Origin of the sequence: Vibrio sp. D431a (assembly GCF_030248655.1) — a bacterium.
In the GTDB taxonomy this organism is placed as follows: domain Bacteria; phylum Pseudomonadota; class Gammaproteobacteria; order Enterobacterales; family Vibrionaceae; genus Vibrio; species Vibrio alginolyticus.
This window is the reverse complement of sequence record NZ_JAHGAP010000019.1, coordinates 161,852-177,921: the sequence shown is the minus strand read 5'-3', so window position 1 is coordinate 177,921 and position 16,070 is coordinate 161,852. Positions and strand designations below refer to the sequence as shown.

18 protein-coding genes are annotated in these 16,070 nt (G+C 43.8%); 8 read left to right on the top strand and 10 right to left on the bottom strand.

The genetic code is table 11. The annotated features are described in order from the left end of the window. Positions 1-33: 33 nt before the first annotated feature. The gene (locus KJB35_RS17180) at positions 34-822 is read left to right on the top strand and encodes a helix-turn-helix domain-containing protein (RefSeq protein WP_005385013.1); all 789 of its coding nucleotides are present in this window, start codon (positions 34-36) and stop codon (positions 820-822) included. On the opposite strand, the gene KJB35_RS17175 is transcribed toward KJB35_RS17180, so the two are convergent. Further along, positions 817-1,734: a M14 family metallocarboxypeptidase gene (locus KJB35_RS17175; RefSeq protein WP_042521574.1), complete on the bottom strand. Its 918-nt coding sequence runs from the start codon at positions 1,732-1,734 to the stop codon at positions 817-819. The two genes, KJB35_RS17180 and KJB35_RS17175, sit on opposite strands and share 6 nt — an antisense overlap. A 172-nt stretch (positions 1,735-1,906) precedes the next feature. Between KJB35_RS17175 and KJB35_RS17170 the strand changes: the two genes are divergently transcribed. Then, positions 1,907-2,812 (top strand): DUF808 domain-containing protein, encoded by a 906-nt coding sequence (locus KJB35_RS17170; RefSeq protein WP_005375293.1) that lies wholly within the window; start codon positions 1,907-1,909, stop codon positions 2,810-2,812. Positions 2,813-2,907: 95 nt separating this feature from the next. On the opposite strand, the gene pyrC is transcribed toward KJB35_RS17170, so the two are convergent. Beyond that, positions 2,908-3,936 (bottom strand): dihydroorotase, encoded by a 1,029-nt coding sequence (gene pyrC / locus KJB35_RS17165; protein ID WP_042521573.1) that lies wholly within the window; start codon positions 3,934-3,936, stop codon positions 2,908-2,910. Between the two features lie 155 nt (positions 3,937-4,091). After that, complete coding sequence (locus KJB35_RS17160) at positions 4,092-4,256, bottom strand: YqaE/Pmp3 family membrane protein (protein ID WP_005375297.1); 165 nt, start codon at positions 4,254-4,256, stop codon at positions 4,092-4,094. A gap of 267 nt (positions 4,257-4,523) precedes the next feature. Between KJB35_RS17160 and KJB35_RS17155 the strand changes: the two genes are divergently transcribed. After that, positions 4,524-6,341, top strand: a complete 1,818-nt coding sequence (locus KJB35_RS17155) for a hybrid-cluster NAD(P)-dependent oxidoreductase (RefSeq protein WP_042521571.1) — start codon at positions 4,524-4,526, stop codon at positions 6,339-6,341. 99 nt (positions 6,342-6,440) lie between these two features. Here KJB35_RS17155 and nadE read toward each other — a convergent pair whose 3' ends face one another. Next, on the bottom strand, positions 6,441-7,271 hold the full coding sequence (nadE, locus tag KJB35_RS17150; protein WP_042521570.1) for an ammonia-dependent NAD(+) synthetase: 831 nt from the start codon (positions 7,269-7,271) through the stop codon (positions 6,441-6,443). Between the two features lie 178 nt (positions 7,272-7,449). Between nadE and KJB35_RS17145 the strand changes: the two genes are divergently transcribed. Together KJB35_RS17145 and KJB35_RS17140 are read left to right on the top strand one after the other, a co-directional pair. After that, complete coding sequence (locus KJB35_RS17145) at positions 7,450-7,983, top strand: nicotinate-nicotinamide nucleotide adenylyltransferase (protein WP_065275432.1); 534 nt, start codon at positions 7,450-7,452, stop codon at positions 7,981-7,983. 14 nt (positions 7,984-7,997) lie between these two features. Beyond that, the gene (locus KJB35_RS17140; RefSeq protein WP_017635276.1) at positions 7,998-8,480 is read left to right on the top strand and encodes a hypothetical protein; all 483 of its coding nucleotides are present in this window, start codon (positions 7,998-8,000) and stop codon (positions 8,478-8,480) included. A 127-nt stretch (positions 8,481-8,607) separates the two neighbouring features. Here the strand turns inward: KJB35_RS17140 and KJB35_RS17135 are convergent, their stop codons facing one another. Continuing rightward, on the bottom strand, positions 8,608-9,216 hold the full coding sequence (locus tag KJB35_RS17135; protein WP_132936317.1) for an AraC family transcriptional regulator: 609 nt from the start codon (positions 9,214-9,216) through the stop codon (positions 8,608-8,610). Positions 9,217-9,407: 191 nt separating this feature from the next. Between KJB35_RS17135 and KJB35_RS17130 the strand changes: the two genes are divergently transcribed. Beyond that, positions 9,408-10,517 (top strand): 1-acyl-sn-glycerol-3-phosphate acyltransferase, encoded by a 1,110-nt coding sequence (locus tag KJB35_RS17130; protein WP_025768511.1) that lies wholly within the window; start codon positions 9,408-9,410, stop codon positions 10,515-10,517. Between the two features lie 73 nt (positions 10,518-10,590). On the opposite strand, the gene KJB35_RS17125 is transcribed toward KJB35_RS17130, so the two are convergent. Beyond that, positions 10,591-11,190 carry a hypothetical protein gene (locus tag KJB35_RS17125; protein WP_005375305.1) on the bottom strand — a complete coding sequence of 200 codons (600 nt, stop codon included), beginning with the start codon at positions 11,188-11,190 and terminating at the stop codon, positions 10,591-10,593. A 319-nt stretch (positions 11,191-11,509) separates the two neighbouring features. Here KJB35_RS17125 and KJB35_RS17120 point away from each other — a divergent pair, with 319 nt between their 5' ends. Continuing rightward, positions 11,510-11,782 carry a YnjH family protein gene (locus KJB35_RS17120; protein ID WP_025768510.1) on the top strand — a complete coding sequence of 91 codons (273 nt, stop codon included), beginning with the start codon at positions 11,510-11,512 and terminating at the stop codon, positions 11,780-11,782. Between the two features lie 88 nt (positions 11,783-11,870). Here KJB35_RS17120 and KJB35_RS17115 read toward each other — a convergent pair whose 3' ends face one another. Continuing rightward, complete coding sequence (locus tag KJB35_RS17115) at positions 11,871-12,170, bottom strand: YfcZ/YiiS family protein (RefSeq protein WP_005375307.1); 300 nt, start codon at positions 12,168-12,170, stop codon at positions 11,871-11,873. Between the two features lie 607 nt (positions 12,171-12,777). Here KJB35_RS17115 and KJB35_RS17110 point away from each other — a divergent pair. Next, entirely contained in the window at positions 12,778-13,239 is a 462-nt protein-coding gene (locus tag KJB35_RS17110) for a TetR/AcrR family transcriptional regulator (protein ID WP_005385033.1), read from the top strand. A gap of 112 nt (positions 13,240-13,351) precedes the next feature. On the opposite strand, the gene KJB35_RS17105 is transcribed toward KJB35_RS17110, so the two are convergent. From KJB35_RS17105 to KJB35_RS17095, 3 genes are read right to left on the bottom strand one after another with little or no spacing between them, the layout of a single operon-like run. Next, complete coding sequence (locus tag KJB35_RS17105; RefSeq protein ID WP_005385036.1) at positions 13,352-14,134, bottom strand: heme ABC transporter ATP-binding protein; 783 nt, start codon at positions 14,132-14,134, stop codon at positions 13,352-13,354. After that, positions 14,134-15,171, bottom strand: a complete 1,038-nt coding sequence (locus KJB35_RS17100) for an iron ABC transporter permease (RefSeq protein WP_005375318.1) — start codon at positions 15,169-15,171, stop codon at positions 14,134-14,136. The genes KJB35_RS17105 and KJB35_RS17100 overlap by 1 nt, the downstream gene beginning before the upstream one ends. Before the next feature lie 9 nt (positions 15,172-15,180). After that, the gene (locus KJB35_RS17095) at positions 15,181-16,050 is read right to left on the bottom strand and encodes a hemin ABC transporter substrate-binding protein (protein ID WP_005375320.1); all 870 of its coding nucleotides are present in this window, start codon (positions 16,048-16,050) and stop codon (positions 15,181-15,183) included. Between the last annotated feature and the right edge of the window lie 20 nt (positions 16,051-16,070).

Genomic DNA, 16,070 nt, shown 5'->3' with positions numbered 1-16,070 from the left:
TTAAAAGACATCGTAAGCGATAGGAAGACAATTTTGAAAAAGAGCGCCAGAAATCTTCACCCCTCCTTATCAATCGATCGTGCGCCATCAGATGTATTTATGAATTTCGAAGCGTTTCTCTCTAATACAGAAACACGAATTCATAGCCACCCTTGGGGGCAAGTGCAACTGATCAGCGGTGGGATTCTGGAGATGGATGCAGAAGACACAAGATTTCTAGCACCTCCACATCTTGCTATTTGGGTTCCCGCCGGAATTCGTCACACTAGCTACAACCGTAAGCCAATCGAATATTGTTCTTTGAACATTGCCCCTGAATTGACAGCGCATTTTCCTACCAAAACGAGCTTGATCAAAGTGACTCCAATCGTGTCATCTATTATTGAGGACTTTCGTCAGCGAGACATTAATGTGGCGCAAACTGATGAAGACAAGCGCTTGGTACAAGTGTTATTGGACCAGCTTGCAAAGCAAGAAGTCGAACATCACTTTTTACCGACTACCGACAATAAGTATCTTGAACCGATTTTAAAAGCAGTAGAAGAATCGCCGACGGATGAGATCAGTTTGGCGGAGTGGGCGGCAAAAGTGCATACCACAGAACGCACGTTAGCGAGACATTGCCAGAGTGAATTAGGAATGAGCTTTACTGAGTGGCGCTTACGTGTGCGATATTTACATTCTATGGAGTTGCTGCGTAAAGGGCAGACCGTAAAGGAAGTCGCGTTGACGTTAGGTTATAACCAAGCTAGCCCTTTTATCGCAATGTTCAAGAAATACTCCGGCATGACACCGGAGCAATATAAGAACCGCTTATTATAACTGAGCCAGAACGTAATTCAGACCACCGACCACGGCTGCAACTTGCGCATCGTTGCACTCTTCGTCGGTCACCGTTGGGCTGTCTGGGTACACTTCCGTTGTCGTGCCGTAAACGCAATTTGTTACGCCGCCACACAGACCCAGCTTCACCATTGGGTAGTTGATAACGCCAAACTGTACGACGGGTGAACCAATGATTTCGCCGTTTTCATCTGCTGGTGCAATGTGAGTCACTTTTGCAACTGACTCAATGACCGCTTTTTGGAAGTCAGGCTGAGGGTTTTCACTATCTCCAACTGTGTAAAAACCGTCTGGGATCATGCCCTCGATGTACTCAATGCCATCACGAGCGGCAAGCGCAGGACGGAACTCTGTTTCATCGGAGTCTGTCGTCTCGTGCAAATCAATGTGCATTAACACATCGCCTAAAGTTGCAACGAGCTTCATGAGGTTAGCGGACTCTTCGGCAGGGCTATCCTTATAGAAAGAGCGGTTTGGATCAATCGCGTTTGGATTCCAGCGGTTGATCACCTCGTAACCCCAAGGGCTTACGCAGGGTACAACGACAATATTGAAATGCTCTGCATAGCGCTCTGCTTCTGTTTCTACAAACTTTAATGCGCCATGTACACCGCTGGTTTCGTAACCGTGCACGCCGCCTGTGACCAACACAACAGGTTTAGTTGAATCCCAATTGCGTGTTTTGATACAAAACAGAGGGAAGCGTGCCTCGTTGTATGAGAGCGCCCCATATTGTTCAACATCAAAACGCTCGCGTAGGGCATCGATTTTACTGACGACTTCATCTTGGTAGCTACGTTTTACTTCTTGCGTTGCTAACCAAGCTTTACGTTCTTCTTCGTTCCAAGGTTGGCCAGGAGTACCGATCGGGTAAATGTATCCACTTTTCATCTATACTTTTTCTTTTGACTGCTGAAAGGTATCACAAGACTAGACCTGTCTTATCTTTACGGCAATATAAAACACCATTTGGGGTGGTATTCTTTGCAAAATCATCACTTTGATGAGTGATTCATTGGTGTTACATTTTGTTACTTACTCAATTTCATATAAGAGACCAAAAATGGCTGGAGCAAGTTTACTCACACTGCTGGACGATATTGCCACGGTGCTTGATGATGTCGCCTTAATGTCAAAAATGGCGGCAAAGAAAACCGCAGGTGTGTTGGGAGATGATCTAGCGTTAAACGCTCAACAAGTGTCTGGTGTTGCATCTGAGCGAGAGATTCCAGTGGTTTGGGCGGTTGCAAAAGGCTCATTCAAAAATAAATTGATTTTAGTTCCTTCAGCTTTACTTATTAGCGCGATTATTCCATGGCTTATCATGCCATTATTGCTAATTGGCGGCTTATTTCTCTGCTTTGAAGGGGCAGAGAAAGTACTTGAGAAAGTGTTTCCTCACCCGCATCCGCACGAAGAAAAAGAGGAGCTAGTTAATACTGGCGAGTCGATAGAAGAGTATGAAAAGCGTAAAGTTTCTGGTGCGATTCGAACAGACTTTATCCTTTCAGCAGAGATCATCGTGATTGCGTTAGGTACCGTGACAGGAGCCAGTCTTGTTACGCAAATTTTAGTTGTCAGTTTAATTGCAGTGATTATGACGGTTGGAGTTTATGGACTAGTCGCTGGGATTGTGAAGCTAGATGATTTAGGCCTTTACCTTGAAAGTCGCTCAAACGGTAAAGGTTGGGTGGCGAAAGTCGGAGGGGCCTTGGTCGCTTTTGCACCAAAGTTGATGAAGTTATTAACCATTGTAGGAACTGCAGCGATGTTTTTGGTGGGTGGGGGAATTGTGGTGCACAACGTGCCCGCCATTCATCACTTTGTAGAGCCGATTATTATGAATTTTAGTGGTCATTCGGTTGCTACAGCCATTTTGCCTATTTTATTGAACGGTATTATCGGCTTTGTGGCGGGGTTGGTTGTGGTGGCGGTATGGACGATGGTTGAAAAGCTTCGTGGTCAATAATCACATCTAAAACATGAGACGATAATAACAAGGGTCATGACTTCTTTTTACAAAAAGCATGACCCTGTTTTATATGTGAAATGTCAGTAAAGTACTTACTTCACTTTCCACTCGATCTGTTCATTTGCTCGAATAGGCACAACGATATCATTGCCAAATGGCATCGTTTCTGGCACATCCCAAGCGGATTTTTCTAACGTTACTGTATCTGTGTTACGTGCAATGCCGTAAAAATCAGGACCGTTGAAGCTTGCGAAAGCTTCCAAGTTTTCCAACTTGCCTTCTTTTTCGAAGACTTCTGCATAAAGCTCTAGCGCAGCGTGTGCAGTGTAAGAACCAGCACAACCGCAAGCCGATTCTTTTGCCCCTTTCGCATGTGGCGCTGAGTCTGTACCTAGGAAAAACTTCTTGCTACCACTAGTTGCTGCTTCGATCAGCGCTTGCTGGTGGGTTCCGCGCTTAAGAATTGGCAAACAGTAGAAATGAGGTTTAATACCACCCACAAGCATGTGGTTACGGTTGAAAAGAAGGTGGTGGGCAGTGATGGTAGCCGCTACGTTGTCTGAGGCGTTGTTAACGAAGTTTGCTGCGTCGGCGGTGGTGATATGTTCTAGTACGATTTTAAGATTAGGGAAATCATTGACGATAGGAGCGAGGACGGTATCAAGGAATTCTTTTTCTCGGTCGAAGATATCAACATCGTGATGTGTTACTTCGCCATGAACCAGAAGTAACATTCCGACTTCTTCCATCGCTTCTAAAACGTGATAAATGTTCTTCGCATTGGTCACACCGGAATCTGAGTTTGTTGTGGCGCCAGCAGGATAGAGCTTGGCAGCAACAATGTGTCCGGTTGCTTTAGCCTTACGTATTTCGTCTGGTGTCGTGTTATCTGTAAGGTAAAGCGCCATTAAAGGCTTAAACTGTTCGCCATGTTGCTCTTTGAGAATTCGGTCACGGTAGGCTAGGGCGAGCTCAGTTGTAGTAACAGGTGGGACGGTATTTGGCATAATCAGCGCACGGCCATTGTAGCGGCTGATGTCGCGAACGGTGTCTTTAAGAACTTCCCCATCGCGTAAGTGAACGTGCCAGTCGTCAGGACGAGTGATAGTCAGTGTTGTCATTAATTGCTCCCACCATTGAAAAGTTGTCTGATTGGAGCCTAAGCGCCGTATTTGCTTTTGAGCAAACGCTTGCGCTTAGGCGACAGGATGATAGAGGAATTGCCCTCATATTTCATCCCATTTTTCAATTTTATAAAGAGTGAGAGTGTAAGTGGTTACTTCATTGTTAACCAAAGCGCGTGGATCGTACCTGGTAGAAAGAAGAAACACGTCAATATTAGATTAATCAAAAAGTCTTTATTTAGACCTTTCTCCATAAACACCGCGACAGGCGGAAGAAAGATACATAACAAAATCAGAACCAGTTTTCTTGTATCCATAATTAAGCTCCAAATCGATAAATGGGAGTAGTGATAACTTGGGTGAATTATGTGTGTCGTATCACACTTTATCAAACGGTATTTGGTCAGAACGGTGTTAAAAAACGCGAATATTGAGTGTAGTAAATACTTGTCACTAAAACCAAATTTATAAGAATATGGTTTCGAGAAAGTTGAAATGGATGAAGAGGCAGCAGACTCTGCAACTTAATGTGATTTGAGTATACAATACCGCAACAAATAAAAAACACCCGTAGGAAGAAGGCTATGTCGCAACCCGTTTTATCCCAAATTAATGTTTTTCCGGTTAAGTCAGTTGGCGGATTATCGCTGTCGTCCGTATGGGTTGAGAAGCAAGGATTGAGCTTCGATCGTCGCTTTATGATTGCGAAAGCTGATGGCTCGATGATCACTGCGCGAAAGTATCCGCAAATGGTAACCATTAAGTCTGCCTTATTGTCCGATGGAGTGGTGTTTAGTAGTTTGGGTATGGAGCCACTTAAAATCCGTTACCAAGATTTCAAAATGCAGGAGACACCTGCAACGGTTTGGAAAGATACGTTTACTGCCTATACCACGACAGATGATGCAGATGACTGGTTTAGTCGTGTGTTGGGGCAGCGCGTTGAGTTGTTGTTTAGTGGTGAGCAATCGAATCGTGTCCGTGAAAAGCTAGGTCAAAACGTCAGTTTTGCTGATGGTTATCCGGTTTTAGTGATCAGCCAAGCTTCACTTGATGAGCTGAACCGAAGAAGTTCAGAGCTACACTCAATGGATCAGTTTCGTACTAACTTAGTTGTCTCTGATACTAAGCCATTTGAAGAAGATTCATGGAAGCGCATACGAATCGGTGAGGTAGAGTTTGAGTCTCTCAAACCTTGCGAGCGCTGTATCCTGACTACGGTGAATACCCAAAGAGGCACATTCCGTGAGAGCAAAGAGCCGCTCAAAACCTTGCAACAGTTCCGTGCAAACGGTGTCGGTGGTGTGTTCTTTGGCCAGAATCTTGTCGCGCGAAATGAAGGCATTATTCGTCAAGGCGATAAAGTTGAAGTATTGGAGTACAAAGAGCCGGAGTTTTACGCAGATAACTCGCCAGTGCGCATGAAGCTTACATGTGTTGAGCGTGAAGAAATTGCCCAAGACTTTGTGACCTTATGGTTAGAGCCAAACAAAGGTTCGTTGCCTAATTACTTGCCAGGACAACACCTGCCAATAGAGGTGAATATTGATGGTAAGAAAGTGGGTCGACGCTATACCTTATCATCCAGTCCTTCTCGCCCGGGTCGTTATGCTATTTCTGTAAAGCGTATCGCGGGTGGAAGAGTCTCTAACTCACTCTTAGACAACTTACAAGTCGGTGATGTTTTAGAGGCAGAACAACCTGACGGTCAGTTCCACCTTAAAACGCATGAAGCGCAGCCTCTGCTGTTACTCTCTGCGGGTAGCGGAGTAACACCAATGTTATCAATGGTGCGTTACTTAGCGGATCACAATCAGTTGGATAATGTGGTTTTCTACCATCAATGTCGCACCGAGAATGATATTCCTTGTCGCTCAGAGTTGGAGCAGTTAAAGCGTGAGCACCCAGGGCTAGAAGTAAAAGTCTGTTTAACGCAACCTGCTGTTGATTGGTTTGGTTTGAAAGGGCGTTTAAGTTTGTCACACATTAAGCAAATCAAAGATGTTGAACAGCGGCAGGTGTTTGTGTGTGGCCCGGATGGCTTTATGGATAAAGCAAAAAGTCTTCTACTAAGAAAAGGGCTGCCAGAGGAAAACTACCATCAAGAAGCGTTTGGAGTTTCTTCTCTTACGTCAAAGCCAGAGAAAAGTCTCGCTATTGACTTTAATGGAACTAAAGTCGTAGGCAACAACCAAAAAACGTTGTTAGATCAGCTCGAAGATGCTGGGAAGGTCATCAGCAATAGCTGTCGTGCTGGCTTATGTGGCGCGTGTAAGGTTCAGCTTACGTCGGGTCAAGTACATCATCCGGACGTGCCCGCGTTGACTGATGAGGAACGTGCACTGGGAACCGTATTGGCGTGTTGTGCTGTGCCAGAGACGGACGTAACAGTAACCAACTAGGCGAGAACGTCTTTGTCCTTCGACAAAAACTGTTCCTAGACAAAAAACGCTGCTATTTTTAGCAGCGTTTTGAGTTTTAAAGAGAGCTGAAAATATCGCTTAGTCGTAAATCGTCGGGATTGGCTGGCGTTTGTGCTGCGTTGCTTTGTAAGTCGCTACCAGACGGTCACTCACTTGCTGTGGAACGGGTTTGCCCTCTAAGAAATCGTCGATTTGCTCGTAAGTTAAGCTTAGGGCATCTTCATCTGCTTTTTGTGGAGCAAGCTCTTCTAAGTCTGCTGTTGGCACTTTCTTCACTAGTTGCTCAGGTGCACCCAATGTAGCAGCCACTTCACGAACTTGGCGCTTACTTAATCCGAACAATGGTGCCATGTCACAAGCGCCATCACCAAATTTAGTGTAGAAACCAGTGATGTTTTCTGCTGAGTGATCAGTACCAAGAACAAGGCCGCCTACGTAGCCCGCGATCTCGTATTGAGCAACCATGCGAGCACGCGCTTTTACATTGCCTTTTACGAAGTCGACTTTTGCTGCATCAGTTGGTAGAAGATCTGTGCCTTCTAATGCAACGTGAGAAGCTGAATGAAGCCCGTCAACACCTGCTTTGATGTTCACCGATACAGAATGGGTTGGCTGGATAAAAGACAGAGCGAGCTGAGCCTCATCTTCATCTTTTTGCTCCCCATAAGGCAGGCGAACTGCGATAAATTGGTAGCTGTTGTTGCCCGCTTCTTCGTTCAGCTGGTCTACAGCCAACTGAGCTAAACGACCACATGTCGTTGAGTCAACGCCACCGCTGATGCCAAGAACAAGAGACTTACAGCCCGCTTCTTGCAATTTACGCTTAATAAAAGCGACACGGCGTTCAATTTCAAAATGCGGATCAATTGAAGGGAGTACGCGCATTTCGTCACGGATGGATTGTTCCATTTAGGGTTCCTTTTCCTGCAAATGTTTCAGACTCTAAAGCACATTTGCTCAAATGGTGATAAACCATACATTTGAGGCTCATTAAACGCGACTTTAGGGTCAAAAGCTGTAAAGATTAGTAGTATCATACCGAAATCATCAGATTAGAAAACTCTCTTCAACCAGGTAATCACCGGATATGAAAAAAATCGCCATTTTTGGTAGTGCATTTAACCCACCTAGTTTAGGGCATAAAAGTGTTATTGAGTCTTTGAGCCACTTTGATCTTGTGCTACTTGAGCCAAGCATTGCACATGCTTGGGGCAAGAACATGCTTGATTACCCAACTCGGTGCAAAATGGTTGATGTGTTCATCAAGGATATGGGGCTTTCTAATGTTCAGCGTTCTGATGCGGAGCAAGCTTTATACCAACCTGGACAAAGTGTGACGACCTATGCGTTGTTAGAAAAAATTCAAGAAATCTACCCAACTGCCGATATAACTTTTGTCATTGGTCCTGATAATTTCTTCAAATTTGCTAAATTTAGTAGAGCTGAAGAGATTACGGAACGTTGGACTGTTATGGCATGTCCTGAAAAAGTAAAAGTCAGAAGCACAGATATTCGCAAAGCATTGGCCGAGGGTGAAGAGATCGGCGCCTATACAACACCTTCCGTACGTGATTTATTACTTAGTAAAGGCTTATACAGAGAAACATTGTCTGGGAACTGAGAGGTCAGATTTTCATGGTCAGAGTCGTTTTATTTAGTGCATGTGCGCTGCTTGTGGTGACACAAGCTCATTCCGCGTGTAACTATTTTTCTGATCGTTCCGTGGTGTTTGAAGATAACACTCTTCCAATCTGTGAAGAAATTTTAGATTCCATCGGCGTGTTAAGTACTGAAGCATTGATTTGGTATGCAGCGGAAGCGAAGCTTGAAGGACCAACAGAAAACTATTGGGAGGAGTGGGCGATTAAGCCGGAAGACACCCCACTTCTAACTCAAAACTTAGAAAAGAATTACTTTGGTCTTGGTTTTTGGATGCCGGAAGAGCTTCGAGACGAAGAGAGTAAAATGGATACAGAAGAGTGGCTTCGTAGTCACGGGTTGATGTTCAGCGTTGGTTTTGGTGATAAATCAGACGGACAGCCAAGAATGCGGTTTGATTATCGTTGGCACGAATATTATGACGCTGACTGGATGATGCAGATAGAAGTACCTTTCTAGACATCTCAAGCAAATGAAAAAAGGGCGTACATTATCAATGTACGCCCTTTTTGCTTTTACTTGAATCTCTACTTTCTGTATCCGTAACTCTACGTAATGCTGAAAACGTAGCTTGTTAAAGAGCAAGTTATAGCGCTTCTCCAAAGACTAAAAAGCAAAGCTGTTCATATTCTTCGGTGTTACCAGCAAAAAGAGAGTCAACAATTTGCTCTTCCTTCTTCCCCGACAGTTTCATTTTTCTTGCTTCACGTAGTGTTAGTATCAAGCAAAGCTCTTTAGAAATATTCATGTCACAGCCAGGAGTCCATTGATTGATGGTTCTCGTTAACGTTGAGTGCGCTAGTTTAGGAGACAGCGTCAATACTTCATGTCTTACTACTGTCAGTAGATCGGTTTGCAGATCCGAGCGTTCGGCAGTTGTTGCTAGTTTCTCGACGAGCGCTTTTAGTAGCGGTGAAGGCTTCACAAAGCCCGCTTGTTGTGAGAAGTCGTCATTTAAACGCACAGAAAAATCACAACGATATACACGAGAATTAGGTAAAAAGGTGAGGGAGCTCAAACATCCTTGAGGAATCCAAAAATATTGGCCTGGTTCAATGGCATACTCCTGCTTACCCAATTTAATGACGGCTAACCCTTCGATGACAGATAGTAGACTGTGCTTCAGTGCTTTTTTACGCGCAGCTACATCAAGAAAGGGGTATTTAGCGTCGTGAAATTCAATTGCGTAGTTCATTATGAGTACCAGTGTTTTTTGGCGCTAAGGGTAACGTTAAACCCATACGATTCCAACCAGCTGAGATAATTTTTTAGCATGATAAATGGTGGCTTAACTGGTATGACCATGTTAAAAGTATGGGTTGAAATGCTGCTTGTCAGCAAAACTATGCGTAAAATGTGCCAGCTTTTTTTGATATGTAATGAACAATGACAGCCAATACCGATCCTTATATTGAAATTCGTCCTTACAACGACGAAGAAATTCCAGCAGCGCTGGATCGTCTAATCCAAGATGATGAATTTATCACTGCTATCCTAGAACATCGCTTTGCTAATAAAGCAGCGTGGTTCAAAACGCTAATGAGCCCGATCCTGCGAATCTACCTGAAAGCTAAGTGGAGCAAGCTTGATTCTGTCGAAGCAATTCAGATTGAAGTGAAGAAGTACCTGAAAGATACATTGAATAAGACAACGGATGGCGTCACTTTTTCTGGTTTGGATAAGCTGGATAAAAACACGTCATACCTATTCGTTTCTAACCACCGTGATATTGCGATGGACCCCGCGCTCGTAAATTATGGCTTGTACCAAAGTGGGCACCGTACAGTTCGTATAGCGATTGGCGATAACCTGCTGAAGAAGCCATGTGCGACAGAATTGATGCGACTCAATAAGAGCTTCATCGTTAAGCGCTCTGCTAAAGCGCCTAGAGAAATGATGAAAGCATTGGGACAACTGTCAAGCTATATCAAACATTCGCTTGATACTGGCAATTCAATTTGGATTGCCCAAAAGGAAGGCCGTGCTAAAGATGGAAACGACTTTACTGATCCTGCGATTTTAAAAATGTTCCATGTTGAAGGTCGTAAACAAAAGATCAGCTTTGGTGAGTACACGCGTTCTCTGAAAATCGTTCCTGTCTCGATTGCCTATGAAAATGATCCATGTGACATTGCCAAAGCAAAAGAGCTGTACGAAAAAGCAGAAAATGGCCGCTATGAAAAAGGCGAATTTGAAGATATCGAAAGCATCATTCAAGGTATCGTTGGCTATAAAGGCCGTGTACATGTTGCGTTTGGTGATGTGATTGAGCAAGAGTTTGAAACGCCGGAATCTCTTGCTGGTGAAATCGACCGCCAAATTCACAACAACTACAAGTTGTACCCAATCAACTTGTTAGCTGCTGGGTATGAAGATTCGAGCATCATTACGGAAGCAGTTAAGCGTCATCTCGCGGATAAGTTGGATCAGCTACCTGAAGGCGCAAGACCTTATTTGGTGGCGAGCTATGCCAATCCTGTGAATAACCAAGAGTAATCTTCGTCACTGAACTCGTTGATTCAGAATGCCTTAAAGCCTCGGTCTGCCGGGGCTTTTGTTTATCTGCTCTTTAAGGTGCGACGGCGCCACCAAGGGTTAAATTGCTGGGCCATTTTGTGATCCTGTTACCACCTAAATAGATATTCCCTTTCACCGTCATTGTGTCTGGAAATACTTTCAGCGCTGATCCTCCAATATAAAGATTACCATCAACCACCAATCCTTCAGGAAGATCAGAAATGGGAGTGCGAATAACACTTAGATCACCTTTTACTCGAAGTTTAGCTGGAAGCGCTTTTAGCGGTGTATCTGTCAGGTTTAGGTAACCGCCTAGTTTGATGCCTTTAGGCCAGTTTTCGATCTTACTACCTAGTAGGTTTGCATAGCCTTTTATCTTTGTTCCTGAGCGAATAACTTTGAGTGCGCTGTTAGTTGCTTCCAGACTGCCTTCAACATCAAGCCCTTTGGGCAAGGTTTTGATAGGGGTTTGTGAGATGTTTAAGTTGCCCTTTACCACTAGGCCAGAGGGGAGTTGGGTGTAAGGCTTGTTTCTAAGATCAAGATTGCCGTAATTATCGATGTGACCAAACTTAGAATAGTAATCTAGCTCATATGCCAAAGGAGACGAGCAGAGCAGGATTGAAGTAAGGCATAGGGAAACAAAACGCATAGTCAAAGATTTAGTTAAATACCGAGATCAACAGGTGCTTATCTTATACTTAAATAAACCTATTATGCATTTTTTGCTCACAGTTTTTGATTCATAACTTAAATATTCAAATTAGAGATGCACGCTAAAAGTGTGCGCTTCTTTACTGCGCTAAGTAACTTCAAGCTTACTAAAATGAGATAAATTAAATGATTGAATGTGAAGCAGATTCAAGCGTAGAGGTGAGAAAAATATCAGTAGATATTTGAATAATATGAGATTCTTCCAAGAACTTCACAAGGGTCCTTGTTAGTATTATTGAGGTTTGAGGGAGATTTTCATGAAGTTAAAAAGTGTATCTATTTTTACCGCTGGTGTTTTTGCAGTACTGCTGTCGGGTTCCGTTTTTGCTAAATCATACAGTACACCAGAAAACAAAGCGCTAATAGTTGCTGACGGTAAGGTAGGTCAGCGTATCTGTTACTACGATGATAAAGCCTACACCACAGGGGCCGTGATTAATGTTGAAGGCGTATTACTGATGTGTACCGCTGAGAACGATTTTGAAACCAATGGCTCGTTAAAGTGGGTCGTGTTCAAAAAAGAGAAATAAACGCGCCGAAGTTGTCTGTTTCATTTAGAGCGGTTTAAGATTAAGAGATTGGAAAAATAAAAAGCGAGCATCATGCTCGCTTTTTTCATTAACGCGCGAGTGAGCGAGTTTTTAATTCAAAGATAAGTTTTTCAGCACTTACTTCAAATTTGAATCGAGCCGTCGCTTGGTTCGATTCTTCGGTTATTTCTGAAACATTGTATTCAACATCAGCACATACTGATTTAGCGAGCTCGATGTATTTTTGTAGTTCAGACTCTAGCTCTGTTTTTGTCTGTGCGAAAACCGTTACGTCGGCAACTTCGTCACCTTCTTTGATGATAAAGCCTATCTCGCCAGCACAGCCGCAGGCCTCACATACTTGGTTTTTTTCTAATTCGACACTCATAACGAATCCTCTTGTAAATACTAAGGGTATTCTATCAGGTATTTGATCTGTATCTACAAAAATGACGACTTTTGCGTAAAAAAGGAACAGAATAGGCACTTGTTAAGTAAGGGTTAAAGATTGGATTACTAAATCATCAAGAACGTTAATGTGATATATATCAACATTTAAAATCAATTAACGAACATAGTGACGAGATTTTGCTCAGTCCAGTTGAACTAATGGTTAATTTATAAGACTATTTCTTGATTGATTATTTTTAATAATTATCATTCTTGGTCTTTGAATAGTTTCGATGAATAATTGGCGCAAGGTTTTGATGAGACTAACTTTTCGCCTTATTTTGAGTAGCATGTATTGACAAAAACATAACTGAAAATTACACATTACGCAGTGTAAAGACGTTATGGTTTGGAACTCGACATGATATTAAATAGTCGCAATACATATACCCAAAGCGCTTTCAAGTGCAGCGCTTAGCAACCTGATTTCTAGGTTTTCGCTAATCGAACCGCATCGGCGAGCCGGGTATAATGCTAAGAATGATTTCATTCTGGCCTCATTTAATAGTGAGTTAGATGGATTTACAAAGAGAAGAGCTTAAAATATGCCAAAGCGTAGTAAAGAAGATACCGAAATCACTATCCAAAAGATCATGGATGCCGTTATTGATCAGCTACTCAGATTAGGTTACGACAAAATGTCGTACACGACGCTAAGCCAGCAGACAGGTATATCGCGTACCGGTATTAGCCATCACTTCCCTAAGAAAACGGACTTCACCGCCGCACTGGATGGCCGTATCTTTAAAATGTTTATTGAACACTTAGAGTTTGATAAAGGATTAAATGCATTTTCACAAAGTTGGATTAAAGCGCTGGAAGATGCTGAGTTTCTCGCGATTTTACGACTGCTATTCCATCACATTGTCACCGCTGAAAATGCGCAAGAATTTGCTGCTAATGGTATTGACCGCTTATACAAAATGGTTGAAAGCCAGTTTGGTGCGGGTGGTGACAAAGAGCTTGAGTGGTTGATTGGTCGATCATTGATCCAAATGAGCAAGTAATAGCCTTTAAAGCCCCAAATTCTGCCACTATCAAAGCAAAGGCCCGCAATTCTCATATTGCGGGCCTTTGTCGTATCAAAGTGTTTTAGAGACGGCTTAGAGGAGATACGCTTTATGCTGCGGCATGCACTTGAGGGAAGTCTAGCGTCGGATGTTTTGTCACAATAGAGCGATAGCCATAAACTTGCTCAATGCGCTCTGACGTTAGTGCATTCCATGGCGTGTCATCACAAACTAGTTTCCCGTTATGCAAGAGTACAAGGCGGTCTGCGTACTGAGAGGCTAGATTCAAGTCATGTAACACCACAACCACCGCAGCGTTCTGTGCTTTTGCCGTTTCACGAGCAATTTTTAACGTGTTGTGTTGATGGGCGAGATCCAACGCTGAGGTAGGTTCATCAAGCATTAAGATTCGTTTTTCGCCAGATTGATGTAGTTGTGTCATCACTCGTGCTAGATGCAGTCGTTGCTTTTCTCCACCAGATAAAGACGGGTACAGGCTTTCTGCTAAATGCAATACGTCGGTTTGTTCCATGTAATGTAAAGCCAGTTTAGTGGTTTCTTTATTGGACAGTGATAGCGGTATTGCCCCCAGCTCTACTACTTCTCTGGCTAGAAATGGGAAGGTTAAGGTGCTGTGCTGCGGGAGCATTGCAATATGTTTGGCGCTTTTTTCAGGCTCCCAATCATGCTTTTGTTTACCGAAGTAGGTGATGTGATGATTCGAAGAGATCTCACCGCATAGAAGCTTGAGTAAAGTACTTTTACCTGCGCCATTGGGGCCGAGTAGGGCGGTCACTTCACCAGCTCGGATATCAATGTTGATGTCATCGAGCACCACACGGTTGCCATATGTCATCGAAATGTTTTTCCCCGATAAAACGATCTGGTTCATTACAAAATCTTCCCTTTTTGCTGGAACAATAAGTAGATGAAAAAGGGCGCGCCAATCAATGCGGTCACGATTCCAACTGGTAATTCAGCTGGTGCCACGGCAACACGAGCAAACATATCTGCGGCAGTAAGAAGCAGAGCTCCCATTAAGGCAGATATTGGTAATAGCGTTCGATGGTCAGGCCCAGCGAGCATGCGCCCTAAGTGTGGAATCACGAGCCCAATAAAGCCAATTGCACCACTGATGCTCACCGTAATACCAACACCCAGTGCAGAAAGTAAAATAAGCTGACGTTTGAGTTTTTGAACCGGAACTCCTAAGTGTCTTGCTTCTGATTCCCCTAACAACAGAGCATTCAGCGCCATCGACTTCTTCTGAAACCAGAGTAATAGGATGACGAGTGTTACAGCAGATAGAGCAATCCCTGACCAATTTGCACCAGCTAATGAGCCCATCGACCAAAGCGTCAAATCTCGCAGCATCTGATCATCTGCGATAAAGTTCATGTAGCCAATCGCAGCACCCGAGAGCGCGCTGATGGCAACGCCGGCTAACAACATAATTGTAACTGAGGTACCAAACTTACTTGTGCCGAGTTTATAAACGAGAATAGTCGTTAGTGCACCGCCAAGGAAAGCAAAAAGAGGCAGAGCCGCTAAGTTCATTAGTTGCGGATAGTTTTGGCTAAATTCAGCAAATACAACAATAGCGAATGCACCACCAAGAGCAGCGCCAGCAGACACACCAATGATACCAGGCTCGGCTAATGGGTTACGGAACAAGCCCTGCATAACCACACCACAAATTGCCAAAATAGCGCCGATGAACATACACAAAATGGTGCGAGGCAATCGGATTTCGTTAATGACCAACTGAATGTGAGGAGCGAGATCAGAACTGCCTCCCGTTAGGCTACGCAAACTGTCAGCAAAGCTAATGTTCATTGGGCCAACGGTAATAGAGGCGATAGCAATAAATGCTAAAAATCCACTAAGCACTGATAACGTCGTTGAAAGGGGGATGCGTCTTAACAACATGTCATGTCTCTATGGGTAAAGCAGTGCATTCAAGCGTTTAGCTTCTGCAAGGCTTTTAAGGCCCAAACCACCTACCAGAGCATGGCCATCAATCGTTATGATGTCTTTGTTCTTTCCAGCGGGTGTTGCAGCAAGAAGCGGCATTGCTTTTAAAATTGCATCGGCACCACCCAACGTTTCATAGCTGCGACCGCTAACAAGAATCACGTCAGGCTGCATCTCTACCATCGCTTCTGTGGATAGAGGCTTGTAAGACGAGAGTTGTGTAGCGGCTGGGTTTTGTCCGCCGGCGAGTTGAATAATTGCATCGGGTGTCGTTTGTGAGCCCGCAACATTTGCAGGTCGCCCTTCATGGATCAGCAGAAAGAGCACTTTCTTTTTCTTCGCTTGATCAGGTTGGTTTGCATTGAGTGCTTGTACTTGCGCCTGGACATCTTGCTTTAAGCTTTCAGCTTGAGCCTTGCGATCCATAAGGTTCGCAATTTGATCAATACGTTGATAAAGGCCCTCGACATTTGCATCAGTATTAACAATTTCTACATCTACGCCAGCCGATTTCAATTGGCTCAATGTTGTTTTCGGCCCCATCTCATCAGAACCAATGACTTTTGTCGGACGTAAGGCGAGCAACCCCTCCGCTGAAAGACGACGATGGTAGCCCACTTTAGGCAGTTCCATCCCTTTTGGTAATTGACTGGTGACGTCGATAGCAACCAAGCTATCTTTAGCGTCGAGTTCAAGCAAGAGTTCAGTGACGGCGCTGCCTGCGCTAACAACGCGCTCTGAGGATGGCGTTTCATTGGCAAAAAGTTGACTACTCGCAAGTAGGGAAATAGCTGCCGTGACAACAGCATGAATAGTGATGCGTGTGTTCTTCATTTTGAAAGGATCTCTATCTT

Excerpts from the sequence above, each read along its gene's own strand:
- KJB35_RS17175 (WP_042521574.1), bottom strand. The coding sequence starts at position 1,734 with ATGAAAAGTGGATACATTTACCCGATCGGTACTCCTGGCCAACCTTGG.
- KJB35_RS17170 (WP_005375293.1), top strand. The coding sequence starts at position 1,907 with ATGGCTGGAGCAAGTTTACTCACACTGCTGGACGATATTGCCACGGTG.
- pyrC (WP_042521573.1), bottom strand. The coding sequence starts at position 3,936 with ATGACAACACTGACTATCACTCGTCCTGACGACTGGCACGTTCACTTA.
- KJB35_RS17160 (WP_005375297.1), bottom strand. The coding sequence starts at position 4,256 with ATGGATACAAGAAAACTGGTTCTGATTTTGTTATGTATCTTTCTTCCG.
- KJB35_RS17155 (WP_042521571.1), top strand. The coding sequence starts at position 4,524 with ATGTCGCAACCCGTTTTATCCCAAATTAATGTTTTTCCGGTTAAGTCA.
- nadE (WP_042521570.1), bottom strand. The coding sequence starts at position 7,271 with ATGGAACAATCCATCCGTGACGAAATGCGCGTACTCCCTTCAATTGAT.
- KJB35_RS17145 (WP_065275432.1), top strand. The coding sequence starts at position 7,450 with ATGAAAAAAATCGCCATTTTTGGTAGTGCATTTAACCCACCTAGTTTA.
- KJB35_RS17140 (WP_017635276.1), top strand. The coding sequence starts at position 7,998 with ATGGTCAGAGTCGTTTTATTTAGTGCATGTGCGCTGCTTGTGGTGACA.
- KJB35_RS17135 (WP_132936317.1), bottom strand. The coding sequence starts at position 9,216 with ATGAACTACGCAATTGAATTTCACGACGCTAAATACCCCTTTCTTGAT.
- KJB35_RS17130 (WP_025768511.1), top strand. The coding sequence starts at position 9,408 with ATGACAGCCAATACCGATCCTTATATTGAAATTCGTCCTTACAACGAC.
- KJB35_RS17125 (WP_005375305.1), bottom strand. The coding sequence starts at position 11,190 with ATGCGTTTTGTTTCCCTATGCCTTACTTCAATCCTGCTCTGCTCGTCT.
- KJB35_RS17120 (WP_025768510.1), top strand. The coding sequence starts at position 11,510 with ATGAAGTTAAAAAGTGTATCTATTTTTACCGCTGGTGTTTTTGCAGTA.
- KJB35_RS17115 (WP_005375307.1), bottom strand. The coding sequence starts at position 12,170 with ATGAGTGTCGAATTAGAAAAAAACCAAGTATGTGAGGCCTGCGGCTGT.
- KJB35_RS17110 (WP_005385033.1), top strand. The coding sequence starts at position 12,778 with ATGCCAAAGCGTAGTAAAGAAGATACCGAAATCACTATCCAAAAGATC.
- KJB35_RS17105 (WP_005385036.1), bottom strand. The coding sequence starts at position 14,134 with ATGAACCAGATCGTTTTATCGGGGAAAAACATTTCGATGACATATGGC.
- KJB35_RS17100 (WP_005375318.1), bottom strand. The coding sequence starts at position 15,171 with ATGTTGTTAAGACGCATCCCCCTTTCAACGACGTTATCAGTGCTTAGT.
- KJB35_RS17095 (WP_005375320.1), bottom strand. The coding sequence starts at position 16,050 with ATGAAGAACACACGCATCACTATTCATGCTGTTGTCACGGCAGCTATT.